This is a genomic window from Rhodococcus sp. SBT000017 (assembly GCF_003688915.1).
Lineage (GTDB): Bacteria > Actinomycetota > Actinomycetes > Mycobacteriales > Mycobacteriaceae > Rhodococcoides.
Genome location: NZ_REFU01000001.1, coordinates 1,280,176 through 1,306,634, shown reverse-complemented (window position 1 = coordinate 1,306,634; position 26,459 = coordinate 1,280,176). Strand labels below are relative to the sequence as shown.

General features: G+C 65.6%; 23 protein-coding genes and 1 riboswitch. Of the genes, 15 read left to right on the top strand and 8 right to left on the bottom strand.

Translation table 11 applies throughout. The annotated features are described in order from the left end of the window. Positions 1-33 precede the first annotated feature (33 nt). On the top strand, positions 34-1,848 hold the full coding sequence (locus AYK61_RS05795) for a penicillin-binding transpeptidase domain-containing protein (protein ID WP_183130175.1): 1,815 nt from the start codon (positions 34-36) through the stop codon (positions 1,846-1,848). Positions 1,849-1,870: 22 nt separating this feature from the next. On the opposite strand, the gene AYK61_RS05790 is transcribed toward AYK61_RS05795, so the two are convergent. Next, positions 1,871-2,743, bottom strand: a complete 873-nt coding sequence (locus tag AYK61_RS05790; RefSeq protein WP_121870130.1) for a helix-turn-helix transcriptional regulator — start codon at positions 2,741-2,743, stop codon at positions 1,871-1,873. 138 nt (positions 2,744-2,881) lie between these two features. Between AYK61_RS05790 and map the strand changes: the two genes are divergently transcribed. Both map and AYK61_RS05780 read left to right on the top strand, forming a co-directional pair. Further along, complete coding sequence (map, locus tag AYK61_RS05785) at positions 2,882-3,757, top strand: type I methionyl aminopeptidase (protein WP_121872481.1); 876 nt, start codon at positions 2,882-2,884, stop codon at positions 3,755-3,757. Between the two features lie 2 nt (positions 3,758-3,759). Beyond that, positions 3,760-5,289, top strand: a complete 1,530-nt coding sequence (locus AYK61_RS05780) for a cobyric acid synthase (protein WP_121872480.1) — start codon at positions 3,760-3,762, stop codon at positions 5,287-5,289. On the opposite strand, the gene AYK61_RS05775 is transcribed toward AYK61_RS05780, so the two are convergent. Genes AYK61_RS05775 through AYK61_RS05765 form a run of 3 tightly spaced genes read right to left on the bottom strand, consistent with a single transcriptional unit; the run spans position 5,273 to position 7,247 of the window. Beyond that, a complete protein-coding gene (locus AYK61_RS05775) occupies positions 5,273-5,968 on the bottom strand; it encodes an ABC transporter permease (protein ID WP_121870129.1) in 696 nt (231 codons plus the stop codon). The two genes, AYK61_RS05780 and AYK61_RS05775, sit on opposite strands and share 17 nt — an antisense overlap. Next, entirely contained in the window at positions 5,965-6,888 is a 924-nt protein-coding gene (locus AYK61_RS05770; protein WP_121870128.1) for an ABC transporter ATP-binding protein, read from the bottom strand. The genes AYK61_RS05775 and AYK61_RS05770 overlap by 4 nt, the downstream gene beginning before the upstream one ends. Then, positions 6,885-7,247 (bottom strand): GntR family transcriptional regulator, encoded by a 363-nt coding sequence (locus AYK61_RS05765; RefSeq protein WP_183130410.1) that lies wholly within the window; start codon positions 7,245-7,247, stop codon positions 6,885-6,887. The genes AYK61_RS05770 and AYK61_RS05765 overlap by 4 nt, the downstream gene beginning before the upstream one ends. Positions 7,248-7,353: 106 nt before the next feature. On the opposite strand from AYK61_RS05765, the gene AYK61_RS05760 reads away from it, so the two are divergent. After that, positions 7,354-7,920, top strand: coding sequence for an alpha/beta fold hydrolase (locus AYK61_RS05760; RefSeq protein WP_121870127.1), 567 nt, complete (start codon positions 7,354-7,356; stop codon positions 7,918-7,920). Between the two features lie 6 nt (positions 7,921-7,926). Here AYK61_RS05760 and mtr read toward each other — a convergent pair whose 3' ends face one another. Both mtr and AYK61_RS05750 read right to left on the bottom strand, forming a co-directional pair. After that, positions 7,927-9,312 carry a mycothione reductase gene (mtr, locus tag AYK61_RS05755; RefSeq protein WP_121870126.1) on the bottom strand — a complete coding sequence of 462 codons (1,386 nt, stop codon included), beginning with the start codon at positions 9,310-9,312 and terminating at the stop codon, positions 7,927-7,929. Beyond that, positions 9,309-10,349, bottom strand: a complete 1,041-nt coding sequence (locus AYK61_RS05750) for an alpha/beta hydrolase (protein ID WP_183130174.1) — start codon at positions 10,347-10,349, stop codon at positions 9,309-9,311. The genes mtr and AYK61_RS05750 overlap by 4 nt, the downstream gene beginning before the upstream one ends. 144 nt (positions 10,350-10,493) lie before the next feature. On the opposite strand from AYK61_RS05750, the gene mqo reads away from it, so the two are divergent. From mqo to AYK61_RS05695, 11 genes are all read left to right on the top strand, one after another. Then, complete coding sequence (gene mqo, locus AYK61_RS05745; protein ID WP_259467944.1) at positions 10,494-12,062, top strand: malate dehydrogenase (quinone); 1,569 nt, start codon at positions 10,494-10,496, stop codon at positions 12,060-12,062. 11 nt (positions 12,063-12,073) lie between these two features. Then, positions 12,074-12,550 carry a GNAT family N-acetyltransferase gene (locus AYK61_RS05740; protein WP_027496727.1) on the top strand — a complete coding sequence of 159 codons (477 nt, stop codon included), beginning with the start codon at positions 12,074-12,076 and terminating at the stop codon, positions 12,548-12,550. Positions 12,551-12,635: 85 nt separating this feature from the next. After that, positions 12,636-12,786: riboswitch (cobalamin riboswitch) on the top strand. Between the two features lie 40 nt (positions 12,787-12,826). Next, complete coding sequence (locus AYK61_RS05735) at positions 12,827-14,767, top strand: magnesium chelatase subunit D family protein (protein WP_183130173.1); 1,941 nt, start codon at positions 12,827-12,829, stop codon at positions 14,765-14,767. A 10-nt stretch (positions 14,768-14,777) separates the two neighbouring features. Next, positions 14,778-15,398 (top strand): cob(I)yrinic acid a,c-diamide adenosyltransferase, encoded by a 621-nt coding sequence (cobO, locus tag AYK61_RS05730; protein WP_121870124.1) that lies wholly within the window; start codon positions 14,778-14,780, stop codon positions 15,396-15,398. Then, positions 15,392-16,819: a cobyrinate a,c-diamide synthase gene (locus tag AYK61_RS05725; RefSeq protein ID WP_183130172.1), complete on the top strand. Its 1,428-nt coding sequence runs from the start codon at positions 15,392-15,394 to the stop codon at positions 16,817-16,819. The genes cobO and AYK61_RS05725 overlap by 7 nt, the downstream gene beginning before the upstream one ends. A 12-nt stretch (positions 16,820-16,831) precedes the next feature. Beyond that, positions 16,832-17,209 carry a cobalamin biosynthesis protein gene (locus AYK61_RS05720; RefSeq protein ID WP_121870122.1) on the top strand — a complete coding sequence of 126 codons (378 nt, stop codon included), beginning with the start codon at positions 16,832-16,834 and terminating at the stop codon, positions 17,207-17,209. Positions 17,210-17,246: 37 nt separating this feature from the next. Next, positions 17,247-18,914: an alkaline phosphatase D family protein gene (locus tag AYK61_RS05715; protein WP_183130171.1), complete on the top strand. Its 1,668-nt coding sequence runs from the start codon at positions 17,247-17,249 to the stop codon at positions 18,912-18,914. 76 nt (positions 18,915-18,990) lie between these two features. Next, on the top strand, positions 18,991-20,673 hold the full coding sequence (locus AYK61_RS05710) for an ABC-F family ATP-binding cassette domain-containing protein (protein ID WP_121870120.1): 1,683 nt from the start codon (positions 18,991-18,993) through the stop codon (positions 20,671-20,673). 11 nt (positions 20,674-20,684) lie between these two features. Then, positions 20,685-21,920 (top strand): uroporphyrinogen-III C-methyltransferase, encoded by a 1,236-nt coding sequence (cobA, locus tag AYK61_RS05705; RefSeq protein WP_397484770.1) that lies wholly within the window; start codon positions 20,685-20,687, stop codon positions 21,918-21,920. 7 nt (positions 21,921-21,927) lie between these two features. Further along, positions 21,928-23,415 (top strand): MFS transporter, encoded by a 1,488-nt coding sequence (locus AYK61_RS05700; RefSeq protein WP_121870118.1) that lies wholly within the window; start codon positions 21,928-21,930, stop codon positions 23,413-23,415. Positions 23,416-23,758: 343 nt separating this feature from the next. Beyond that, positions 23,759-24,439: a hypothetical protein gene (locus AYK61_RS05695; protein WP_259467943.1), complete on the top strand. Its 681-nt coding sequence runs from the start codon at positions 23,759-23,761 to the stop codon at positions 24,437-24,439. Positions 24,440-24,506: 67 nt separating this feature from the next. Here the strand turns inward: AYK61_RS05695 and AYK61_RS05690 are convergent, their stop codons facing one another. Both AYK61_RS05690 and yaaA read right to left on the bottom strand, forming a co-directional pair. After that, positions 24,507-25,715, bottom strand: coding sequence for a DUF2786 domain-containing protein (locus AYK61_RS05690; protein WP_121870117.1), 1,209 nt, complete (start codon positions 25,713-25,715; stop codon positions 24,507-24,509). Next, positions 25,712-26,455, bottom strand: a complete 744-nt coding sequence (yaaA, locus tag AYK61_RS05685) for a peroxide stress protein YaaA (protein WP_121870116.1) — start codon at positions 26,453-26,455, stop codon at positions 25,712-25,714. The genes AYK61_RS05690 and yaaA overlap by 4 nt, the downstream gene beginning before the upstream one ends. Positions 26,456-26,459: the final 4 nt, after the last annotated feature.

Here is a 26,459-nt window from a genome sequence, read left to right as displayed (position 1 = left end):
GCCGAAGGCAGCGCCCTATTACGATGGGGCGCAATGAGATCACGTGGTGCAACCGAAGTGCGGTATCGAGTCGGAGCGGTATCGGTGGTCGCAGCCGTCATTGCTGCCGCCCTCACCGGATGTACCCCCAAGCCCGACGGCCCGGAGCCGGCCGCTCAGGCATTTCTCGCCGCATTCGAGGCCAACGACATCGCCGCCGCGGCCGCGGACACCGACAAGCCCGACGCGGCGGCCACGGCACTGACCGAGGCGTGGACCAATCTCCAGGCCGAGGCTCTGGAAGCCGAGACGACGTCGGTGCAGGTCCAGGGGGACACTGCCACGGTCGGCTACACCTACACCTGGCAGCTTCCGAAGGATCGGGTGTGGACGTACGACGGTCAGCTGAACATGGGCCGCAGCGAGGGGGAGTGGGTGGTGCGCTGGACGGCGTCGGACATCCATCCCAAGCTCGGCGACACCCAGACGATGTCCTTGCGGTCCACGGCGGCTCCGCGTGCACGGGTCAACGAGCGCTCCGGCACCGACGTGCTGGTGCCCGGGGTGGTGCATCGAATCAAATTCGATGCGGCGAATGCGAACAACGTGGTGGCCTCGGCGACGGCACTGTCGACGTTGCTGACGCCATTCGATGCGTCCATCACTGCGCAGTCCATCGTCGAATCCGCCACCTCGGTCGACGGCGACTACCCGGTGGTCCTGCTTCGAGACAGTGACTACCAGCCGATCTCGGCCGCACTGACCGAGATCCCTGGAGTCACCGCGTCCGACGAATCGGATCTGGTGTCCACCGACCCCACGTTCGCGCCGGACCTGGTGGGCCAGGTCAAGAAGGCCGTCATCGACGAGGTCGACGGCAAGGCGGGGTGGAGCGTGGTGACCACGAACCGCAACGGCGTCGACATCGATGTCCTCACCGACACCCCGCCGGAGCCCTCTCCGTCGTTCTCGATCAGTCTCGATCGCAACATTCAGGTCGCCGCACAGCGAGCGGTGAATGCACGCACCGAGCAGGCGATGACGGTGGTCATCCAGCCGTCGACCGGTGCCATCCTGGCGGTGGCACAGAATCCGGCTGCCGATCGGGACGGGCCGGTCGCGTCGGCCGGTCTGTACCCACCCGGATCGACGTTCAAGATCATCACCGCCGGTGCCGCCATCTCCAGGGGACTCGCGACTCCGGGCAGTACTGTTCCGTGTCCGGGGCGGATCGTGATCGGCGAGCGCAGCGTGCCCAACTACAACGAGTTCGCACTGGGTGACGTGACGATGAGTACCGCGTTCACTCGATCGTGCAACACCTCGTTCGCCAAGCTGGCCAGCGAGATGGCCCCCGACGCATTGACCGTCGCGGCCTCTCAGTTCGGCGTCGGCCCGGACTACGACGTCGTCGGATTGCCGACCGATTCCGGTTCGGTGCCACCGGCCGAAGAGCTCGTCCAGCGCACCGAGGACGGCTTCGGTCAGGGCCGAGTGGTCGTGTCGACGTTCGGTATGGCCCTGGCCGCCGCGACGGTGGCTCATGGCTCGACGCCGGTGCCGAACCTCCTGGTCGGACGCGACACCGTGATCGACGGAGACCATCCGCCGATCGAACCGGCGATGGTGGACGGACTGCGCGGGATGATGCGTTCGGTGGTCACCAGCGGCACGGCCGAACGCATCGCAGACCAGGGCGAGGTCTACGGAAAGACCGGTGAAGCGGAGGTCGACGGCGGTTCGCACTCGTGGTTCGTCGGCTATCGCGGAGACATCGCTTTCGCCACCCTCGTGGTGCGCGGCGGCAGCTCGGACAACGCGGTCGCGGTGACCCGAGAGATGTTCGAGCAACTGCCGCCGGGTTACTGACCGCGCTGCGGCGGCGCGTGGTTCAGGAAGGCAGAACGCCGAGTCGGCGGCACGCCACCACGGCTTCGTATCGGGTGTGCGAATCGGTTTTGCGCATCACACTGCGCAGGTACGACTTGACCGTCTCGGCACCGATCGACAGGCGCGCAGCGACCTCGATGTTGGTGCAGCCCAAGGCAACCTGCGCGATGACGTCGATCTCGCGTGGCGTCAACGACTGCGACACCTCCTGGGCTCGTGGGTCGTCGGGCGTGTTTTGTCCGAACGACGCGGCCACGCGCGCTGCGACTGCGTCGAGTCTGCGCCTGATCGATGCGTCGCCGATCGACCGGGCCAGATCGGACAGTTCCTCGTGGACGCTGCGCAGCTCGGCCGTACGCGAGAGATCCGAGTCGAGCGGCGAGCGGATGGTCGCCAGCAGACGGATCCTGCGGTCGACCTCGTCACGCACGGAGATCTCCTGGCCGAGACGCCTGGCTGCGGTCGTCATGATGTCGCCGACGCGATCTCCTAGTGGGCCGCGTTCGCGTAGCGCCGCGTACATCACTATTCGCGCGACTCCGGCAACGACCACCGGTACTGCCAGTATCGACTTGAGGCCCTCACCGAGCACCGGTCGATCGAAGTGATGGGTGATCGACATCGACGCGCCGTAATCGCTCACGGCCGCGGGCCTGCGCTGTTCCATGACCCGTCCGCCGAGGCCGGATCTGGGTGGGATGGCGAGTCCGTCCAGGCCGCGGGTTCTGGTTCCGTGGAACTCACTCAGGTACAGGGTCTCCGAGGAGACCTCGCCGCCGAACACGACGGGCACGTCGGACGTCGCTGCCACCTGGCGCAGCTCGGCGCGCAGGGCATCACCGTCACGGGGCCGCAACAGATTCGAATGGACCACGATGCTTCCTTTCTCGTGTCGGTTGCACGAGCGACGAACGTGATCCAGATCATATCCGCACCGGCATGCGGTGTTTCGACTGGTACGGGCACCGCGCTGCGGTTCGGGGCCCAATACGAGCCGACTACTCTGGACGCCATGTCTGTGACCGCCGAGAGCAAGCCCCGTCAGCCACTCGTACCAGGCGTCGTATCGCCCGTCCTTCCGGTGCCGAAGTCGATCGAGCGCCCCGAGTACGCGTGGAAGTCGACCGTGGCCGAGGGTAGCGAGCCCTGGGTTCAGACCCCCGAGGTCATCGAGAAGATGCGGGTAGCGTCGAAGATCGCGGCGAGGGCGCTGCAGGAGGCGGGCCGGGCGGTGGCACCGGGCGTCACCACCGACGAGCTGGACCGCATTGCCCACGAGTACATGATCGATCACGGCGCATACCCGTCCACGTTGGGCTACAAGGGGTTTCCGAAGTCCTGCTGCACCTCCCTCAACGAGGTCATCTGCCACGGCATCCCGGATTCCACGGTGATCCAGGACGGCGACATCGTCAACATCGACGTCACCGCGTACATCGACGGCGTCCATGGCGACACCAATGCAACCTTCCTGGCCGGCAACGTCTCCGAGGAAGCGCGCCTGTTGGTCGAGCGCACCCACGAGGCCACCTTGCGTGCCATCAAGGCGGTCAAGCCGGGTCGCGCGCTGAACGTGATCGGCCGCGTCATCGAGTCGTATGCGCACCGGTTCGGCTACGGCGTGGTGGAGGACTTCACCGGCCACGGCATCGGTACCACCTTCCACAACGGTCTCGTCGTGCTGCACTACGACCAGCCGTCGGTGGACACCGTCATCGAACCGGGGATGACGTTCACGATCGAACCGATGATCAACCTGGGCACGATCAACGCCGAGATGTGGGACGACGGCTGGACGGTGGTCACGCACGACAAGAAGTGGACCGCGCAGTTCGAGCACACGCTCGTGGTGACCGAGACGGGTAGCGAGATTCTGACCCTCCCGTGAGTCTGAAAGGTGCCCTGTTGGTCGCCGGGACGACGTCCGACGCGGGCAAGAGTGTGTTGGTCGCCGGGCTGTGCCGGATGCTGGCGCGGCGGGGCGTGCGGGTGGCTCCGTTCAAGGCGCAGAACATGTCCAACAATTCGGTGGTCACGCTCGACGGCGGCGAGATCGGGCGGGCGCAGGCGATGCAGGCGGCGGCCTGTGGCCTCGAGCCGAGTGTGCGTTTCAATCCGGTGTTGCTGAAACCGGGGAGTGACCGGACCTCGCAGTTGGTGGTGCGCGGTCGGGCCGTGGCGCAGGTGAGTGCGAGCAACTACATCGAGCACCGGCAGTCTCTGCGCGCCGTGGTGGCGGACGAATTAGCCTCTCTGCGTGCAGAATTCGATGTGGTGATCTGCGAGGGCGCGGGCTCGCCCGCCGAGATCAATCTGCGCGCCACGGATCTGGCCAACATGGGGTTGGCGACGGCGGCAGCGCTGCCGGTGATCGTGGTGGGGGATATCGATCGCGGGGGAGTGCTGGCTCATCTTTTCGGCACCGTGGCCGTGCTGTCTCCGCAGGATCAGGCGCTCGTCGCCGGGTTCGTGATCAACAAGTTCCGCGGTGATCCCGCTCTGCTGGCACCCGGTCTCGACCAGCTGCGCGCGTTGACGGGACGGCCGACGTACGGTGTCGTCCCCTTCGCCGACGGATTGTGGATGGACGCCGAGGATTCACTCGGAACCGTCCCCGATGCGCCGGTGGGGCGGCCGCGTCCACCACACGGTTCGCAATGGTTACGCGTCGCGGCGGTGCGTTTGCCGAGAATCTCCAACACCACCGATGTCGAGGCGTTGGCGTGCGAGCCCGGGGTGTCGGTGCACTGGGTCACCGAACCGTCCCGGCTCGAGGACGTGGATCTGGTGGTCGTCCCGGGCAGCAAGTCCACCGTGTCGGATCTGGAGTGGCTGCGGCGCAGCGGTCTTGCCGATGCGATCGCAGCACGCGGGGCGGCGGGACTTCCGGTTCTGGGGATCTGCGGTGGGTATCAGATGTTGGGTCGAACGATCGACGACACCGTCGAATCCGGAGCCGGTTCGGTCCAGGGGCTCGGTCTGCTCGATCTCTCGGTCGAGTTCGCGGCCGACAAAGTGCTCGCGCAGGTGACGGGGCGATCGATACAGTTCGGCTCGAATTCCTTGTCGGGCTACGAAATTCACCACGGGCGGGTCGTGCAGAACGGCGACGATGCGCTTCTTGCTGCTGCGTCGGGTAGCCCGGAGGGCAGTGTGCGCGGCGGTGTCGTGGGAACCCACTGGCACGGCCTGCTCGAGTCCGATGATTTCCGGCAATCGTTCCTCAGCTGGGTGGCAGGGAAATCGGGCCGTGTCGGCTTCGTGGTGGCACCCGCTACATCGGTCGCTGCGATGCGCGAGCAGCAGTTGGACCTGCTGGCGGATCTGGTGGAAGACAACCTCGACGTCGACGCCGTGCTCGACCTCATCGAGCACGGCGTCGATCCCATGACGAAAATGATTGTCACGCAGATGCTTTGAGAAGACCGAACCAGCTGGCGGCCGCCAACGCTCCGGTGATCAGCAAGGGGATCACCACGAGCAGAAGTATGCGTGGGGTGTCGGTGAAGAAGGTGCCGATGTTCGGCCACCATCGTTGCCAGGTCACGAGTATCGATCCACCGCCGAAGAATACGAGCGCACCCAGCCCGAGGGTGAACAATCCATTGACGCGGTACCGCCGATAGACGACGCCGATGAATGCGCCGATTCCGCCGATCACCAGCAGTCCGGTCACCAGGGCCGCCCATTGGAGCACAGGATTGTCGGTGGCAGCGCGGGCGATTCCGAACATTCGGATCTTCTTACCGAAACCACCCGTCGTGGACTCGACGGCCGACAGCACGTAGATGATCGTGCCGATCGCGACGGATTGGGCGATACCCACCAACGCTGTCGCCGAGAGGAATTCGCGCCGGGTGATGCTCAAACCCAGCGCGTACGGAAAGACCTGGGTGATGGCAGAGAGGTAGAAGGCGAGGGCGAAGCCATATACCGCGAAGACTCCGCCGGTGAAATTGGATTCCGATTCGGTGTCCGGAACGACGGAGAACAGCCCGTACGTGACGACGAACACTATGGCGAGTATGCCCAGCGGCCAGGCGAATGTCGTTGCCCAGGACGTGTTGTGGATTCGAGCGACGTTCAGTATTCGTTTCATGACACTGCCTCCTCGGCTTCGGCGGTGGTGCGTTCGATGATCAACTGCTGCAACGGGACCGGTTCGATGGTGAGCCCTACTGCAGCACCGTCCGATTTCTGCCGGTCGGTCAGTCGGCCGTCGATCGTGGCCCGAGCGCTCGCGCCGAGTGCCGTTCGACGCAGGGTTCGATGGCCCGAGGCGAACGAGTCGACGACGCGCGTCGGTCCGGTGATTTCGAAGGCGCTCTCGCGTAGATCGTCCGAGTCGGCGTCGAGCAGAATCTTTCCCTTGTCGATGAGAATCACGTGTTCGATCAGATCGCTGACCTCGTCGATGAGATGGGTGGACAGGATCACCGTCCTGGGATTTTCGGAGTAGTCGGCCAGCAATCTGTCGTAGAACAGGTGTCGGGAGACTGCGTCCAGTCCGAGATACGGCTCGTCGAATAAGGTCAGCGGTGCCCGAGATGCGAGTCCGATGACGATGCCCAGAGCCGACGTCATTCCGCGGGAGAGCTTCTTGATCTTGCGACCGAGGGGCAGGTCGAAGTCGCGCAGCAACTCGGCGGCGAAGTCGTTGTCCCAGTGCGGAAGAATGTGCGAGGCATGCGAAACGGCGTGCTTGACCTTCAGATCGTCGGGGTACTTCTGGCTCTCCTTGACGAAGCACACGTGACTCAGTGGAAACGGATTCTCCCACGGATGGTGCCCGAATATCGAGACCTCGCCCGCGCTCTGGCGCATCTGCGCGGTCATCATCTGCATGACGGTGGTCTTGCCTGCGCCGTTGCGGCCGAGAAAGCCGTAGATCTTGTTCTGTTCGATCTCGAAGCTCACGTCGTCGACAGCGGTGAACGAGCCGAACTTCTTGGTCAGGTGATGGGCCGACGCGACCACGCGGACACCTTCGCCGGTCGGATCGAATTCATGGATGCTCATCGCGCTGCCTCCCAGTTGTCGAGCATTGTCTTGAGTTCGTCGACGGTCATGCCGAGCTTGCGTGCCTCGGTGACGAGCGGGTCGATGTACTGGCGAGCGAAGAGGTCGCGGCGACGGAATCGAAGAGCGTCGCGAGCGCCTGTGGTGACGAACATTCCGATTCCTCGTTTCTTGTAGACGACGCCGTCGGCGACGAGCTTGGCGAGTCCCTTGCCTGCGGTGGCCGGGTTGATTCGATGGAACGCGGCCAGTTCGTTGGTCGAGGGGACCTGCTCTTCCTCTGCCAGGGAGCCGTCGATGATGGAGTTCTCGACCATCTCGGCGATCTGCAGGAAGATCGGCCTGCCCTCGTCCATCAGAACCACCGCCGGTGCGTCGAGGTTGGTCGCCTCGCTGGTTCATTACTCATGTAACTAACCATAGAACCGATGTGGGGTCGGCGCAAGAGGCAGTACCGTCGTCCCCATGGAGTTCACGCATGTGAGTGCTGCGGGTGGGCAATGTTCGGTGCGGGTCGCAGGCCCGGACAGCAGGCACGCCGTTCTCTTGCTTCCCGATACAGGCGATCCGGTGGATGTGTACGACGCCGTCAGTGAACGGCTGCACAATTCGGATCTGAAAACCGTTGCGCTGGAAAGCATCGACGGTGTCAGCGACAACGCGATCCTGACGGTTCTCGACGAGCTGAAGCTGTCGTGGGTGCATCTCGTCGGCAGCGGCGCGGGTGCGGAGTCGGCCTGGACGCTGGCTGCCAAGACCTTCGGTCGCTTCGCCAGCCTGATCGCGGTGAACCGTTGCCACCCCGCGATCGCCGACGAGCAGGGCACCGTGCGCGCCGCGGACTGCCCCCCGGTCGAGTTGCCGACGACACTGGTCGTCGGCTCCTCACTGGGCCGCGCATCCGCCGACGCGAGCGGTCGGTTCGTCTACTCGGACTTCCGCGTGGTCCAACTCGACGGCGCCGCTAATGTCGTCGCCGACGAGCCGGCTGCACTGGCAACGGAAATCGTGCTCCGCACCAGCCCCTGGTGACCGGAACTACAGGTCGAGTCCCAGCAGAGCGTTCTCGACAACCTCGGGCAGGCCGGGGTGAATCCAGTACTGGCCACGGGCCATGTCCTGGGCGGACAGGCCGAAGCTCATCGCCTGGATGAGGGGCTGAATCAGGGTCGGCGCCTGAGCGCCGATGATGTGCGCGCCGAGGATCTTCCCGGTGCCCTTCTCGGCGATGATCTTGCACAGGCCTTCGCTGTCCTCCATCGCCCAGCCGTAGGCGACATCCCCGTAGTTCTGAACCTTGACGGTGATGTCCAGGCCCGCGTCACGGGCTTGATCCTCGGTCATGCCCACCTCGGCGATCTGCGGATCGGTGAACACCGCCGCGGGAACGAATCGGTGGTCGTTGGTGCGCAGTGCGGCGGTGTCCCCGCGCCACGCGTCGTGCAGCAGGTTGTGCTGAACCACTCGTGCTTCCTGGTTGGCCACATGCTTGAGCTGGTAGGGCGACGAGACGTCGCCGAGAGCGAACACGCCCTCGGCGGTGGTGCGGCCGAACTCGTCCACCACGATGCGTCCCTCGTCGTCCATGGCGATGCCTGCCGTGTCCAGACCGAGACGGTCACCGTTCGGCTCACGGCCCACAGCGATGAGGAAGGCGTCGCCGACAACCTTGGTGCCGTCGGCCAGTTCGATTCCGTGCAGTGTGCCGTCGGTCGCGGGCCGGGTCTCACCGGAGTCGAGATGGACGTCCCACTTGGCGCGGGCGAGATCGGTGAACCGCTGCGAGATGTCGGCGTCCAGCGCGCGGAGCAAGGTGTCCTTGCGGGCGACGATCGACACCTTGGAGCCGAGGGCGGAGAACACGTGCGCGAATTCCGCTGCGATGTAACCGGATCCGAGAATCACCAGATGCTCGGGCAGCTCGCGCAGACGCATCACGTCGCCGTTGGTGTGGTACTTCACGCCCGAATCGGCGAAGGACTGCGGCACCACCGGCCGGGATCCGGCAGCGATGACGATCTGGTCGGCGGTGATGACGGTGCCCGTGCCGGTATCGATCGTGCGCGGGCCGACGAAGGTGGCATGCCCCTCGAACAGGGTGACATTGGGGCTGCCCTCGGCGCGGTAGCGCTTGCCGCCCTCCGAGATGGGGTCGATGCGGCCGAAGACGCGGTCGACGATGTTCGGCCAGCGCACCGCGTCCACATGGGCGTCGACACCGTATTTCGCGGAATCACGCACCGTCCGCGCAACTTCGGCTGCGTAGACGAACATCTTCGTGGGAATGCAGCCGACGTTGAGGCAGGTGCCGCCGAAGGTCGAGTTCTCTTCGAGCAGAGCGATCTTCTTGTCCTCGAAGCGCGAATCGGCGATGGAGTTGCCGGATCCGGAGCCGATGATCGCGACGTCGAAATGCTCGGTCATGAAATGTGCCCGCTCTCGGTGTGGTCCTTGCCCGACGCGTGGTCGGAGCTCTCGCTTCGATGCAACCAGTCGATCCACTCGTCCATTTCCTCGAAGGCCCGCGCTCGTGGGGCCTCGGTGGACAGGAAGACGTCGTGGCGGGCCCCCTCGATGGGCACGATCGTGGTGCGGTCACCCAGGCAGCCGGCCCAGCGGGCGATCTGGCGAACGTCCAGTACGGCATCTGCGGCGTCGACGGCGGAGCTGTACCGGCGTGAGAAGTGCGTCACTTTCGAGCGCAGAATCAGTGCGGGGATGCCGATGTCGAGGCCGCGATGGAGTTCGGCGTGACCGTGGCGGACGGCGCGGATCCAGCCGAAGGTGATGGGGAAGCCGGCGAGTGGCTTCCAGTCGAGGTCGTAGTCCCATTCGCCCTTCTCGGACGCAGCGAGCGACAGACCGTAGGTGTCGAGGCCGCCGCCGGGGACCTGCGCCTTGGACCGGAATCGGCCGATGACGTCGATCGCTGCGGTGCCGACGCTGCGAATGGCGGGCGGACCCTGCAGGTCGAACCAGGGGCTGTTGAGCACCACGCCTGCCAGGCCGAGGCCTGCGGACCCGCCTTCTCGGCGGTTGAGGCGGTTCAGCCAGAGCGGCAGTACGAGCCCTCCCGTCGAGTGCGCCATGAGCAGCACCGGGGCGTCGGCGCGTTCGGCGCGGACCAGGGCGAGAGCCTCGTTGAGCTCGGTGTCGTACATCGCCAGATCGGTTACGAAGTGCGCGGTCTGACCCTCACGGCGCGAGCGTCCGCATTTACGCAGGTCCAGTGCGTAGAAGGCGTACCCCTTGGCGGCGAAGTGTTCAGCGATGTGTCGCTGGAAGAAGTAGTCGGTGAAACCGTGGACGTAGATCACCGCGCGCTCGAAGTTCGCAGCGCCCGAGGGTTGATACCGCACGAGAGTGGCCTCGACCTGCCCCTCGCCGTCCGGATCGTCACCGAGTGGAATGGTCGTCTGTTCGTAGCCGTCGCCGAGGACATCGGGCACCCAGGTAGTCACAGATCACAACTGTAGTGGGCGCCGCGGACGGCGTCCGAGGAGCACAATCGAGACCGGGTTGACGTGGTGTCCGATGGGGTAGGCCCAGCTAGTAACCTGACCGCACCGGGTGAGTAGCCCCTCTACAGCAGAGTTCTTCGGTCGATGCCGCCACCGGCCGAGATCTCGACAGACAAGGAAGTCGATTCTCCAGTGTCCAAAGATGAGCAGGGTAAGCGGATCAAGACCGACGTCGTTCTGGTCGGTGCCGGAATCATGAGCGCCACCCTCGGTGCGCTGCTCCGTCAGCTCGAGCCGAACTGGTCGATCGACGTCTACGAGCGGCTCGACGCGGCCGCGGCCGAGAGCAGCGACGCGTGGAACAACGCGGGCACCGGTCACTCGGCACTGTGCGAGCTGAACTACACGCCGCAGAACAAGGACGGCAGCGTCGATATCGCCAAGGCGCTCAACGTCAACGAGCAGTTCCAGGTGTCGCGTCAGTTCTGGGCCCACGGCATCGAGACCGGTGTTCTCTCCGACGCCAAGAACTTCATCAACCCCATTCCGCACGTGAGCTTCGTGCACGGGGCCGAGAACGCGAAGTACCTCCGGGCTCGGTACGAGGCGCTCGTGGGCAACCCACTGTTCGCAGGCATGGAGTACATCGACTCCAAGGACGAGTTCTCGGCGCGACTGCCGTTGATGGCCAAGGGCCGTGACTTCTCGGATCCGGTGGCGCTGAACTGGAGCCAGGAGGGCACCGACGTCGATTTCGGCGCACTCACCAAGCAGCTGCTGAACTACCTGTCGTCCGCGGGCGGCACCGTGCACTTCGGCCACGATGTGCGCAACATCACCAAGCAGTCCGACGGCACCTGGGACGTCAAGGTCGCCAACCAGCGCACCGGCGCGAAGAAGACCGTCAACGCCAAGTTCGTGTTCGTCGGTGCAGGCGGCGGCGCACTGCACCTGCTGCAGAAGTCCGGGATCGCGGAGATCAAGGGATTCGGCGGCTTCCCGGTCAGCGGCGAGTGGTTGCGGTGCACCGATCCGGCACTGATCGAGCAGCATTCGGCCAAGGTGTACGGCAAGGCGTCGGTCGGAGCTCCGCCGATGTCGGTGCCGCACCTCGACACCCGCGTGATCAACGGCCAGCAGGGTCTGCTGTTCGGCCCGTACGCCGGTTGGTCGCCCAAGTTCCTCAAGCAGGGCAAGATCACCGACCTGCCCAGCTCGGTCAAGCCCGGCAACCTGATGTCGATGCTCGGAGTCGGCGTGACCGAACTCGGACTCGTCAAGTACCTGGTCAGTGAGTTGGCTCAGTCGCAGGCGGATCGTGTCGAGACGCTGCGCGAGTTCGCGCCCTCGGTGCTCGGCGAGAACTGGGAGCTCGTCACCGCGGGTCAGCGCGTCCAGGTGATCCGTAAGAAGGGTCGCGGCGGCGTGCTCGAATTCGGCACCGCTGTGGTCAACGCTGCGGACGGCACGATCGCGGGACTGCTCGGTGCCTCGCCCGGTGCTTCCACCGCTGTTCCGGCCATGCTGGACGTGCTGCAGCGTTGCTTCGGAGACAAGTACGACGCATGGCAGCCAAAGCTCAAGGAAATGGTCCCCTCGCTCGGGGTCAAGCTGGCGCAGAACAGCTCGTTGTTCGACGAGGTCTGGGGCTGGACGTCGAAAACACTGGAACTCGAAAACACGCGTGAGCTCGCACAGTCCACGGGTGTGTGATAGCAAAAGGTATGAATACGCAAGCAGCAGCTCTCAAACGATCATGGGCACTAGACCTGTCCAACAGCACGTTGTACGACCTGTTGAAGCTGCGTGTCGAGGTGTTCGTGGTCGAGCAGGCGTGTGCGTACCCGGAGTTGGACGGGCGTGACCTGCTGACCGAGACACGGCACTTCTGGCTCGAACGGGACGGCGAAGTGGTGTGCACACTCCGCTTGCTCGAGGAGCACGACGACGGCGAGAAGGCGTTCCGTATCGGCCGGCTCTGCACGCAGCGCTCGGCCAGGGGACAGGGCCACACCACGCGAATTCTGCGGGCCGCGCTTGCCGAGGTCGGCTCTGCCCCGTGCCGGATCAACGCTCAGAGCTACCTCGTCGACATGTACGCCAAGCACGGGTTCCTGCCCGACGGCGAAGAAGTTCTCGAGGACGGCATCCCGCACACCCCGATGCGTCGGGGCGGCGGCACCGCCTGGAGCGAGGCCTGACCTTTCGCAGTACTCGATTACCAGTGAGGTCATTCCGCAGGCTCCACTCCCGGAACGAATGCCACACCCGGTCCAGACCGTGTGTGGCATTCGTTCGTTCGGCGGTAGTGTTCCGTTCGAAGTCGGTCGCGGAGAAGTCCTGTGTCAATCAGGCGCGGTCCCGCCACTGTGTTCAGGAGAATCTTCGATCAGGAGATTTCCCTGTCAGCCAGATCGCCGCCCGGCTTCGCGTATCTCGACCGAACGTCCGGCGCGGAACTCCGGGCACGAAGGGAATTGGCTGTGCAGCGAAGTAGGAGTGTTCCCGAACCGGGATATCCGTTCAGTGCGATCGTCGGTCAGGATCAACTGAGGTTGTCGTTGATTCTGTGCGCCGTGCACCCCGGTATCGGCGGTGTACTGGTGCGAGGAGAGAAGGGCACCGCGAAATCGACGGTGGTGCGCGCACTCGCGACCCTGCTGCCTGCTGTGGAGGACGAGGACGGCTCGCGCCCGGCGAAGCTCGTCGAACTCCCGGTGGGGGCAACCGAGGACAGAGTGGTGGGGTCCATCGACCTCGAGAAGGTTCTGCGCGACGGCGAGCGTGCGTTTCAACCCGGTCTCCTCGCGGCCGCGCACCGTGGTGTTCTCTACGTCGACGAAGTGAACCTGCTGCACGATCATCTGGTCGACGTGCTGCTCGACGCGGCCGCAATGGGCCGGGTGCACGTCGAGCGTGACGGTGTATCTCATTCTCACCCTGCGCAATTCGTGCTCGTCGGCACGATGAATCCCGAGGAGGGTGAGCTTCGCCCGCAGCTGCTCGACCGGTTCGGTCTGGCTGTGGAGGTGACGGCTTCGCGGGACGTGGACGTCCGAATGAACGTCGTCCGCCGCCGGATGAACTACGAGCGTGATCCGCACGCGTTCGCCGCCGAATTCCGCAACGACGACATCGCCGTGGCCGAGCAGATTCTGGCCGCCCGGAAGATTCTCGACGATGTGGTGTTGAGCGACAAGGAACTTCGTCGTATCGCGGCGCTGTGTGCGTCCTTCGACGTCGACGGTATGCGCGCCGATCTCGTTCTGGCTCGTACCGCGTCCGCCCACGCCGCCTGGCGAGGCGCGAGCGAGGTGGCCGAGGAGGACGTGCGGATTGCCGCCGAACTGGCTCTGCCGCACCGGCGTCGGCGCGATCCCTTCGACGAGCCGGGCATCGACGACAAACAGTTGGACGAGGCCATGCGGGACGCCGCCGAACAGGCCGAGCAACAACCCGATCCGGAGCCCGACCCCGACGGCGGCGGGGGAGCGCCCGAGCCCGAGGCCCCCGACGATGACTCCCAGTCCCCGTCCTCCGATACACAGTCCTCCGATTCGCGCGACGAGTCGAAGCAACCACCGCCGTCCTCGGGTACCGGCAGCGAGAAGCAGGCAGGCACTCCGGGAGCACAGTTCAGAGCGCGGTTGCTCGAGGTTCCTGGAGTGGGCGAGGGCGCGCCCGGCCGACGCTCACGGTCACGGTCCTCGCACGGACGGTCGGTACGGCCCACCGTCGAGGCAGGCAAGGGTCTGCACCTGGTGGGCACCCTGTTCGCCGCGGCCGAGCAGCAGGTCGTCCGCGGCCGCACGTCCGGCCGGTTGAAGCTCGCGCCTGCGGATCTCCGGGGCGCGATCAAGGAGGGACGCGAGGGCAACCTGATCGTCTTCGTCGTCGACGCCTCGGGTTCGATGGCTGCGCGAGATCGATTGTCCGCGGTGACCGGTGCGGTGCTGTCGCTGCTGCGCGATGCGTATCAGCGCCGTGACAAGGTCGCCGTCATCACCGTGCGCGGCAAGGAAGCCGAGACCGTGTTGCCGCCGACGTCGTCGGTGGACGTGGCCGTGACGCGGTTGCGGAAGATGAAGACCGGCGGCAGATCTCCACTGGCGCAGGGCTTTCTGCAGGCACGTGAACTCGTTCTGCGAGAGCGTGTTCGGGACCCGCTGCGGCGCGCCCTGGTGGTCGCGCTGACCGACGGACGGGCCACCGGAGGTACCGATCCCGTCGGCCGGGCCCGCATCGCCGCCCGGCGCATCGCGTCGGACAAGATCGCCTCCGTCGTCGTCGACTGCGAATCGGGAATGGTCCGCCTCGGGCTGGCTGCCGATTTCGCGGCGTGCCTCGGCGGCGGATACGTGGCGCTTGCGGATCTGTCGGCCGAACAGGTCGCCGCCGTCGTTCGCGCAGCGGCGTAGGGGGTACGCGATGCCTCAGGGTGTACCGGCTCCCGGAACCGTTCCGCAGGACGGCCTCACGACGCGTCAGCGCCGCAATCTGCCCGTGCTCGCCGTGCACACCGGCCCGGGCAAGGGGAAATCGACCGCCGCCTTCGGAATGGCGTTGCGGGCCTGGAATCAAGGTTTCGACGTCGGAGTGTTCCAGTTCGTCAAGAGTGCCAAGTGGAAGGTCGGCGAGGAAGCGGCGTTTCGCACACTCGGCGAACTGCACGAGAGCACAGGGGTCGGCGGAGCCGTCGAATGGCACAAGATGGGCGAGGGGTGGTCGTGGACTCGCAAGAAGGGCAGCGACGTCGACCACGCCGAGGCCGCGGCGGAGGGCTGGCAGGAGATCGCCCGGCGAATCGAGCAGCAGTCGCACCGCTTCTACGTGCTGGACGAGTTCACCTACCCACTCAAGTGGGGGTGGGTCGACGTCGCCGAGGTGGTCGACGTCCTGACCCACCGACCGGGAAGCCAGCACGTCGTCATCACCGGACGCGACGCACCCCGTGAACTGATCGAGGCGGCAGATCTGGTCACCGAGATGGCCAAGGTCAAGCACCCGATGGACGCGGGACGCAAGGGTCAGCGAGGCATCGAATGGTGAGCGCGTCGTGTCCCGCAGTGGTGATCGCGGCCCCCGCGTCGGGTAGTGGAAAGACGACGGTGGCGACCGGGCTGCTGGGCGCGCTGCGCAGCGCCGGCCGCACCGTCGCACCGTTCAAGGTGGGTCCGGACTACATCGACCCCGGATATCACTCGCTCGCGGCCGGGCTCCCCGGCCGCAACCTCGACGCGGTGATGGTCGGTGCCGACCGCATCGGGCCCCTGTTCCGACACGGCAGTCGGGGCTGCGACATCGCGGTCGTCGAGGGTGTCATGGGACTGTTCGACGGCAAGATCGATATGACCGGCCCGGGGGAGGCCTCCGCCGAGGGATCGACCGCACGAGTGGCCGCCATGCTCGGTGCCCCGGTGATCCTGGTGGTCGACGCCCGCGGCCACAGTCAGTCGCTCGCCGCTGTGCTGCACGGGTTCTCGACGTTCGACGCCAGCGTCCGCATCGGCGGTGTGATTCTCAATCGCGTCGGCAGTCAGCGGCACGAGGACGTATTGCGTCAAGCGTGCGAACGGGTGGGCGTTCCGGTACTCGGCGCGTTGCCGCGCATGAGCGAACTGGTGGTCCCGTCACGGCATCTCGGGTTGATCACCGCAGTCGAACACGGGGGTGCCGCAACCGATGCCGTGGACGCGATGAGCGCTCTCGTCTCCCGGTTCGTCGACATCGAGGCAGTGAGCGCGCTGGCTCGATCGTCGGTGACAGCGCCGCAGTGGTCCCCGGAGAACGAGGTACGTACTTCCGAGGGATCGCCCGTGATCGCGGTGGCCGGTGGCCCCGCATTCACCTTCGGCTACACCGAACACGTCGAACTGCTCCGCGCAGCCGGGGCCGACGTCGCCGTGTTCGACCCGCTGCGTGACGGATTGCCGCCCGGCACAGCAGGAGTGGTACTCCCCGGCGGATTCCCGGAAGAACATGCGGCCGCACTGTCGGCGAACGAACTACTGCTCGCCGACATTCGAGCAGCGGCAGCCCAGGGCTTGCCGATCCATGCCGAGTGCGCCGGATTGCTGTATCTGGCACGGCGATTGGACGGTCATGCCATGGCGGGGGTCGTCGACGTGGACGCGGAATTCGGGAACACCCTCACTCTGGGATATCGCGATGCGGTTGCCCTCCAATCGTCGACGCTGTTCGACGCGGGTGCCCGCGTCACCGGACACGAGTTCCACCGAACGAAACTCGTGGGAGTGGAGCCTGCAGTAACGAACCGATTCAGGGACGTCCGCGAGAGCGCCCCGGCCGCCTGGGGCTGGCACAAGCAGAGCCCCGACGGCAGAACTGCGGCGCGCGAGGGCTTCGTGCAGGGCGGCGTCCACGCGTCCTACCTGCACACCCACGCCGCAGGGAATCCCGAGTCGATCACCCGATTCGTCTCCGCCGCAGTCGACTACGCGCGAGTGTAGGGGGGCGCGAGAATGCGGGTGGTCATCGGAATCGGTGCCCGAGCCGGCGTCGACGCCGCCGACGTCGTGGCCGCGATCTCGACGGTGCTGCAACCGAACTGGCGAGTCGAGGCCATCGCCTCGATCGACCGGAAAGCAGAACTGGTGGCGGCGGTGGCGTCGAGCATGGGGGTTCGGGGAGTCACTTACTCGGCAGAGGAACTCTCGTCGGTGTCGACTCCCCACACATCTCGGCGGGTGTACGACGCCGTGGGGAGTACGAGCGTGGCCGAAGCCGCGACCCTGCTCGCAGGCTCGGCGCAGCAGTTGCTGATCCCGCGAACGGTCGGCGGAAGAGTCACCGTTGCTGTCGCCGCGGTGAGCGAGGTCGCGGCGAATTCGCCCGACTGACTGGCGAAAGCCGGCCGACGAGGGCACTGTGAATCGAATGACTTCCGACAGCACCGTCCTACTCGGCCCGATCGTGCGGTACGTCGGCACCGAGACGGCGACCCTGTGGTTCGAGATGGCCGAATCGGCGAACATTACGGTCGTCACCGACGCCGACGTCCGGGGTTCCGAACGAACGTGGGGGGTGCACGGCCACCACTACGCGCTGGTGCCGCTCGAGGGATTACCGGCCAACGCGACGGTGCACTACGAGGTGTTCGTCGACGAGCGTCGCGTGTGGCCCCCGGAGGGTCGGACGGCCGCCATCCACACCGTCGATGCCGATGGACCCGTCACGTTGGCCTTCGGGTCGTGTCGGCGGGGTGACAACTACAGCGACGAATCGTTGAAGCAGATCGGAGCCGACGCCTTGGCCGGGCTGGGGAATGCGCTGATCGAGGAGGATCCGAGCCGATGGCCGCAGGCGCTGCTGCTCCTCGGTGATCAGGTCTACGCCGACGACCCGTCGCCGGAGATCGTCGAACGACTTCAGGCGCGCCGAAGCTCGGGCGAGGGACCGCAGAGCGCCATCGGTACCGACGCGGAGAACGAGATCTGCGATTTCGAGGAGTACTCCTGGCTGTACCGGGAATCGTGGGGACTCGAGCCGGTGCGAACTCTGATGGCGAGCATCCCGTCGTGCATGATTCTCGACGACCACGATCTGCGCGACGACTGGAACTCGTCCGCGTCGTGGCGGCGGGACATCGTGACTCGGCCGTGGTGGAACGATCGAGTCATCGGCGCGTACTCGTCCTACTGGGTGTACCAGCACCTGGGCAACCTCTCGCCCAAGGAACTGGCGCAGGACGAGATGTACGCCGCAGTTCGGTCGGCCGATACCGACGCCGATCGTGAAAAGCTGTTGGCCGACTTCGCGTTACGCGTGGACCGCAAGCCCGAGACCGGCCGCTGGAGCTTCTATCGCGATTTCGGTGATACCCGGCTGATCATGATCGATTCGCGATGTTCGCGGAATCTGGATCCGGACAACCGAGAGATGGTGGACGAGAAGGAATGGGCGTGGGTACGCGAGCGCGCACTCGAAGAAACCCCGCGGCACTTGCTGTTCGGTTCGTCGTTGCCCTATCTCATGCTGCCTGCCCTGCACTACCTCGAACAATGGAACGAGGCTGTGGCGCAGGGGAGTTGGGGATCCATGCCGGCCAAGGTGGCCGAGAAGATGCGGATCGGCCTCGATCTCGAACACTGGGCGGCCTTCACCAACTCGTTCAACGACATGGCGGCGTTGACGCGTGAGCTCTCGCGCGGCGAGAACAAACCCGCCTCGATCATGTGGCTCTCGGGCGACGTGCACTGCTCGTACGTGGCGAACGCGGACTTCGGGGTCGGCGGGCGCGAGGTACCGGCCACGTATCAGCTGACCATGTCGCCGTTCCGCAATCCGCTCGATCTGCCGATTCGTGCGGTCAACAAGCTGGCCATCAAACGTCCCGCCGCCCGCATTCTGTCGAAACTGGCGCGCGCGGCACACGTGGGCCCGTCCGGTGTCGAGTGGGAGGCCGAGGCAGGACCCTGGTTCGACAACGGTGTCATGCTGCTGACCCTGCACGGCGACTCCGCTCGGTTGCGGGTGCACCACGCCCACGTCGACGACGCCGGTAAGCAGGTTCTCACCGAGACATCGACCCTGGCCCTCGCCTAGAGAAGACACTGGCCCTCGCCCAGCGGACGAGTAAACGATTGGCCATCGCCGGGCCGATGAGGTTGGCTGGTTCGTTGTGGCCCACCTCGAACTCAACGACATCGTCTACTTCCTGCCCGACGGACGGCAGCTCCTCAACGGTGTCGGGTTTCGCGTCGGCGACGGTGCCAAGACCGCCCTCATCGGCCCCAACGGAACCGGCAAGACGACACTGACGCGCATCATCGCAGGCGACGAGACCCCCGACGAGGGGTCGGTGTCGCGCTCCGGCTCGCTCGGGGTGATGCGGCAGTTCGTCGGCCAGCTGCGAGACGACTCGACCGTTCGTGATCTGCTGCTGTCGGTTGCCTCCCCGGCCGTGCAGACGGCCGCTGCGGCCCTCGACGCCGCCGAGAACACGATGATCGAGGTCGACGACGAGAAGACCCAGATGAAATACGCGCAGGCCCTGTCGGATTGGGGCGATGTCGGCGGTTACGACCTCGAGCCGTTCTGGGACAAGGTCACCACAGCAGCACTCGGAATGCCGTTCGACCGCGCGAAGTGGCGCGCTGCGTCGACCCTCAGCGGCGGTGAGCAGAAGCGCCTCGTACTCGAAGCGTTGTTCGCCGGCTCGGACAATCTGTTGCTTCTCGACGAACCGGACAACTACCTCGATGTGCCGGGCAAGCGCTGGCTCGAAGCGACCATTCGGGATTCCGACAAGTCCGTTCTGTTCATCAGCCACGACCGAGAGCTCATCGCCAACGCCGCGAACCGGATCGTGACGTTGGAACCGGGCGTCAGCGGTGCCACCTCCTGGGTGCACGGCGGCGGGTTCGCGACGTATCACGCCGCGCGTGAGGACCGGAATGCTCGGCTCGACGAACTGCGACGGCGGTGGGACGAGGAACTGGTCAAACTCCGGGCGCTGGTGCTGCGCCTACGGGAGAAGGCCAAATTCAACGACGGGGTCGCCGCTCGCTACCACGCGTCCCAGACTCGGTTGGCCAAGTTCGAGGAGGCCGGACCGCCCGAAGCGGTGCCGTTGAAGCAGCACGTCACCGTGCGTCTGCGTGGTGGCCGAACTGCCAAGCGCGCGTTGGTCTGTACGGGTCTGGAACTGACCGGATTGATGAAGCCGTTCGACACCGAGATCTGGTACGGCGACCGCGTCGCGGTGCTGGGCTCCAACGGTTCCGGCAAATCGCACTTCCTTCGATTGCTGGCCAACGGTGGCACCGATCCCGAGAAGGAGCACGAGCCGGTTCAGGAACTGGCACTCGATCCGGTTCCGCACACCGGCACCGCGGTGCTCGGCGCTCGCGTCCGGCCCGGGCTGTTCGCCCAGACCCACACTCGGCCGGATCTCGCGGGCAACACGCTCCTCGACATCTTGCACATGGGCAACGAACACCGCGACGGAATGGGCCGGGAGGCCGCCAGTAGGGCACTGGACCGCTACGGTCTGGCCCGAGCCGCCGAACAGTCGTACGACAACCTTTCCGGCGGCCAGCAGGCGCGCGTGCAGATTCTGCTCCTCGAACTCTCCGGTGCCACCCTGCTGCTGTTGGACGAGCCGACCGACAACCTCGACCTCATGTCCGCCGACGCACTCGAAGACGCGATCGCAGCGTTCGACGGCACCGTCATCGCCGTGACCCACGACCGCTGGTTCGCCCGCAGCTTCGACCGATTCCTCGTGTTCGGCAGCACCGGTCAGGCCTACGAATCCGATGAGCCCATATGGGACGAAAAGCGGGTGCAGCGCGCGCGGTAGCGTTTCCTCTCGTGAACGCGACTGACTCTCCCTATCTGGTCGGCCTCAATCTGGAAGGTCGACGCGTCGTCGTGGTCGGTGGCGGCACCGTCGCGCAGCGTCGATTGCCGCTGCTGATCTCCTGTGGTGCCGTGGTACACGTCATCACTCGGGAGGCCACGCCCGCTGTGGAGGCGATGGCGACCTTCGGACAGGTGACGATGGAGTTGCGTGATTATCGGGAGGGCGACCTCGCCGATGCCTGGTACGCCGTCGCGTGCACCGACGAGGCCGAGACCAACATCGCCATCGTTGCCGAAGCCACTGCGTCCAGGATCTTCTGCGTGCGAGCCGACATCGCCAAGGACGGCACCGCGGTCACCCCGGCGTCGGCCGAGTGGGACGGGCTGACCCTCGGTGTCCTCGCCGGCGGCGAGCACCGTCGATCGGCCGCGGTCCGCAATGCCGTGATCGAAGCTCTGCAGTCCGGTGTGGTCGCCGATTCGGCACATGCGCCGTTGACGGGCGTCGCGCTGGTCGGCGGCGGACCAGGCGATCCGGACCTCATCACCGTCCGCGGGCGCAGGCTGCTCGCCTATGCCGACATCGTGGTGGCCGATCGGCTCGCACCGCCCGAGCTGTTGGCCGAACTGGGGCCGCACGTGGAGGTCATCGACGCCTCGAAGATTCCGTACGGCCGCGCGATGGCGCAGGAGGCGATCAACCAGGCGTTGATCGACGGCGCGAAGGCGGGCAAGTTCGTCGTCCGGCTCAAGGGCGGCGACCCCTACGTGTTCGGTAGGGGATACGAGGAACTCGAAGCGCTCGCCGCCGAGGGAATTCCGGTCACCGTGGTGCCCGGTATCACCAGCGCCATTTCGGTGCCCTCGTCCGCAGGGATCCCGGTGACGCACCGCGCCGTCACCCACGAGTTCGTCGTCGTCAGCGGCCACGTGGCACCCGACCATCCCGATTCGCTCGTCGACTGGAACGCGCTGGCCAAGCTCAAGGGCACCATCGTGTTGCTGATGGCCGTCGAACGCATCGGCCTGTTCGCCGACGTTCTCATCGCCGGTGGCCGGCCGTCCGGCACTCCGGTGATCGTCGTTCAGGAAGGCACCATGCGCACCCAGCGCGAAGTGCGCGCGACGCTGAGCACCGTGGCCGATGCGGTTCGGGACGCGGAGATCAGGCCTCCGGCCATCGTGGTCATCGGAACCGTTGCCGGTTTTTCTGTACACGCCGGTAACGTGAACGCCCGTGCCTGAATCATCGATGTCCGATACCTCCAGCACCGAGGTCAAGTACCCGGTGACGACCCGAGCGTTCGGGTTGGCGATCATCGTCCTGAGCGGCCTGCAGTTGATGGTGGTGCTCGACGGCACGGTCGCCAACCTCGCTCTGGCACCGTTGCAGGCCGATCTGGGTCTGTCCGATGCCGGACGCAACTGGGTGCTCACCTCGTATGCCCTCGCCTTCGGCGGGCTGATGCTCCTCGGCGGCAGACTCGGTGACGCCTTCGGTCGCAAGAAGATGTTCCTGGCCGGCGTCGTGTTGTTCACCATCGCATCCCTGCTGTGCGGGCTCGCGGTCAACGAGGCAACGCTGGTAGCGGCCCGCGCGCTTCAGGGCGTGGGAGCCGCGGTGGCGTCGCCCACGGCGTTCGCGCTGGTGGCGACCACGTTCGCTCCGGGCCCGGTTCGGAATCAGGCCATCGCGATCTACGCAGCCATGACGGGTGTCGGCTCCATTGCCGGGCTGATCATCGGCGGTGCGTTGACCGAGGTGTCGTGGCGGTGGATCTTTCTGATCAACGTGCCTATCGGTGTGGTCATCGTGGTGCTCGCGGTCGTCTCGCTGCAGGAGACGGTGGGGGCGAAGTTGCCGCTCGACGTGCCGGGAGCGATTCTGGCGACGCTCGGCTGCACCGGGGTGGTGCTGGCTCTGAGCGAGGGCACCGAACTGGGCTGGACCAATCCGATCGTCATCGTCTCCCTGCTCGCCGGACTGCTCTTCCTCGGGCTGTTCCTGCTGGTCGAGCGTCGCGCAGACAATCCACTGCTCCCGTTCTCGTTGTTCGGCAGCCGAGACCGAGTGGCGACGTTCGTGGCCATCTTCTTCGCCGGTGGCGTGATGTTCTGCCTCGCTGCCTACGTGGCACTGTTCGTCCAGGACATCCTGGGATACAGTCCGCTGCACGCGGGCCTGGCGTTCGTGCCGTTCGCCTTCGGGCTCGGTGCCGCCGCGTTCCTGGCCTCGCAGCTGGTGACGCGCATCGCCCCACGCTGGCTGATTCTGAGCGGCGCCGTCATCATGGTCGGCTGGCTGATGGTGTCTGTCGCGACGATGAACGCGGACTCGTCGTACTTCCCCGGCCTGTTCTTCCCCGTCATCGGGATCGGATTCGGCGTCGGCCTCACGGTCGTGCCGCTCCCGCTGTGCGCCATCGCCGGAGTGAGCCCCACCGAGATCGGCCCGTTGACCGCTATTGCCCTGGTTGCCCAGACCCTCGGCGGGCCGCTTGCCCTGGCCGTGATCGGTGCGCTGGTGACCTCACGAACACTGTCGCTGGGCGGCATCTCGGGACCGGCGACGCTGATGAACGACAACCAGCTCGATGCATTGAGCTCGGGCTACATGTTCGCGTTGTTCTGCTGCGCCGTCTGCGCCGTGGTCGCGGGAATCGCTGCGGTGTTCATTCGCTTCACCCCGCAGCAGGTCGCTCAGGCCCAGGCTGCGCAGGAGGATGCTCAGAAGGGCTGAGTCCTCTCTGACAAACCCGTTTCTGGTACCGGCGCACCACTATTGATCCACAGGTGCCGAGTTGTCCACAATTGCCGTTCGGCTCGGTTTTCGGAGTCGCTGTCGGTGCACGATCGGTGCATGCATCCTGACGTGCACGGTCTGATTTTCCGCGCTTCGGCGATTTCGGCCGGCTACACCAACACCGATCTGCAAAGGCTGTGCGTCCGAGGCGAACTGGTTCGGATCGTTCCCGGAATGTATGCACAGCGGCAGTTGTGTTCGACGCTCGATCCACGCGGAATGCACCGGTTGACGACCGTCGCCTCTCTGGCCACCAATGCCGACGCTGCAGTTGCCAGCCATGTCTCGGCTGCTGTTCGTCCGCGGGTTCGATCTGTGGAACACCGATTTGGACCGAGTGCACCTGACGATCCCCGACGGAAAAGGGCGCACGACTTCGCGATTGCACGTGCACTCGACGCCGCTTCCGGCGGAATTCGTGACGACGGAGATGGGAATACCGGTGACCTCGCCGGAGCGCACCGTGGTCGATTGCGCGCGGCTGCTCGATCTCGATCATGCCGTCGTGATCGGAGACTCGGCTCTGCGATCGAAGAAGGTGTCGATGGATCGGTTGCGGGCAGCGTTGGAGGTCTCGGCGCGCACGAACGGTATCGGCGCGGCTCGGCGGGCGGTCGCCGCAATGAACGGTCTGAGCGAAAGCCCCGGAGAATCCCTCAGCAGACTGCGGATGAAGGAGTACGGCTTCCCGAACCCAGTTCTGCAACAGGTACTGCGAGTGGGATCCCAGTTCCTTGCCCGAGTCGACTTCTACTGGAAAGGCTGGCGTGTGATCGGCGAATTCGACGGCATGGACAAGTACGCGACCGGAAAGACGTTGGCGCAGGGGAAGGTTCGCGAGGACGAGCTCCGGGACCGGGGAATGGAGGTGTTCCGGTGGACTTGGAAGGACCTGTGGCAGTTCGGCATGATGCGCGAGCGATTCGATCGTGCGTGTGCCAGGGCCGAACGTCGACGCTGAGTATGCCCACAGAATGTTCAGCTGCGCACCTGTACAGGTAGGCAACCGAATATTCTGTGGGCAAACGTCACCCGATGTGGGCGTCGTCGGCCGCGGCCTGGCCCGAATCCCATCCTTCGGCGTCCAGGCGTGGACCGCGCATCGGCTTCGCCGTCGGGAACAGTCGATCGAACTCGGCCTCGACGGCGACGGTCTGGGCAGCCAGAACAGGGAGCAGATCGGCCGATTCGACCGCGACCTCCTCCAAAGCGTGTGCATCGGCGTCGGTGAGGCGGTCTCCGATGCGGACGGCATAGGCGTAGAGGAACGCCTTCCCGAACGCCGCCGATCCGGCCTTCTTGCGCTTCTTGGCCTGCGGTGAATGTCCGAGGGCGCGCGTTGCCTGAACCAGCAGAGAGGTGAACAACAACTCGGTCTGTTCCACGTCCACCGGAGCTCCGACCAGGGTTGCGACGGCGAACTCCGGATCCCAGATCGCTTTGACGCGGTTGGCGGTTCCGACCACGTGCAGCAACTGCGCCTTGGCCGGGGCATGCGGGCCGTCGACGTGAACGCGTCGGCCGTGAATATCGATGTGGCCCTGCGTGAGCAGCATGGTGTCGATGGAGTAGCGCGTCATCAACTCCTGCGCCTTGGCAGTCAGCGTCTCGGCCTCCTCCTCGAAATCCGTGGCGTCGGCCTTGGCCAGCAGACCGCGAATCTTGCTCAGCATCTTGGTGTTCGGTGAGTCGGAGCCGGCGACACCCGTCACCGTGGGACGAGTGCGCGGCCACTGGGACGGCTTGGGGCCGAGCTGAGGCCACCGGGGGAGTGTCTGCCATTGACCGAGCAGCGTGAGTACGTCGAGCCACTGATCACTGGCAGCGATGTAATCGGACTTACCGGACGAGGTCAGGTATGCGGTCAGGAAATCGGGCGTGGCCTCGACCCGGGCCGCAACCTTGGGGAACTGCTCACAGATCGTGGACATCTGATCCACCCAGTCCTGCGGGGCCCGTGCGTCGGCGTCGGTGAGATCGGCCTGATGCAGCAGGACCGCGGCAGCGAGATTGGCCACGGCCACCGTGTGCTGACGCCGCACGACGTGCACCAGATCCATAGGCTGCCAGCCGTTTTCGTACATCGTCTCGATCATGTTCGTCAGCGCCCGAGAGCCGAGTTCGGTCGCGTCCATCGACACCAGTCGATCTGCGACGTCGTCGGCGACGCGTTGGCTCATGGTCTTGCCGACCGAGGCGTCGGCGCCGCGGCGGAGCAGTTCCGGAATCTCGCTCATTCGGTGAGCACGATCAATTCGGTGCTCGACGCCACTTCGACTCGCAGGCCGGCCTTGGATGCCACGCGCGCAACGGCTTTGACGTCCTTCGGCTCGGCGGTGGTCAGCGTCAACGCGCGTGCCAGCAGACCCTTGTGATGCTTGTTGAAGTGGCTCACCACCGATCGGCTGCCGTCGGGCTTCTCGGTGAGCACCGTCGCGGTGATCGCGCCCGGGACGGGACCGAGTTGTTGATAGGTGCCCGATCGGAGGTCGACGACGATGCCCTCATCCTCGGCTTCGATGGCGTCGGAGAGTTCGGGCTTCCAGTGTGATCGCAGCGTCCCGAAGTTCGGAACGGTCGATCCACCGGAAAGTCGATAGGACGGAATCGGATCGGAGGCGCGGACGGCTCCGAACAGGGCCGAGCCGATCCACAGCCTCGCTTCCGCTCGGGCGCGACCGGCCCGGGTGAACGACGCCGCGTCGAGGGCGTCGTAGAGCACGCCGGTGTACCGCTGCAGTGCTGGTGTGGTGGGTGAGGTCCACAACCGGGCGTTGCGTTCGATCTCGTCCACCTGGGTTGGGCCCAGGCCGAGCGCCGCGATCGACGCGTCGACGTCGGCGGACAGTTCCACCAGCGCATCGGCGAGCTTTCGGCGAAGCGGGGTCAGCGTGGGCAGCGACAGTCGGTCCAGATCGAGAGGTGCTCCGGAACCGCCGTCGGACTTCGTCTCGGAGGGAGGCAGCAGAATCAGCACGGGC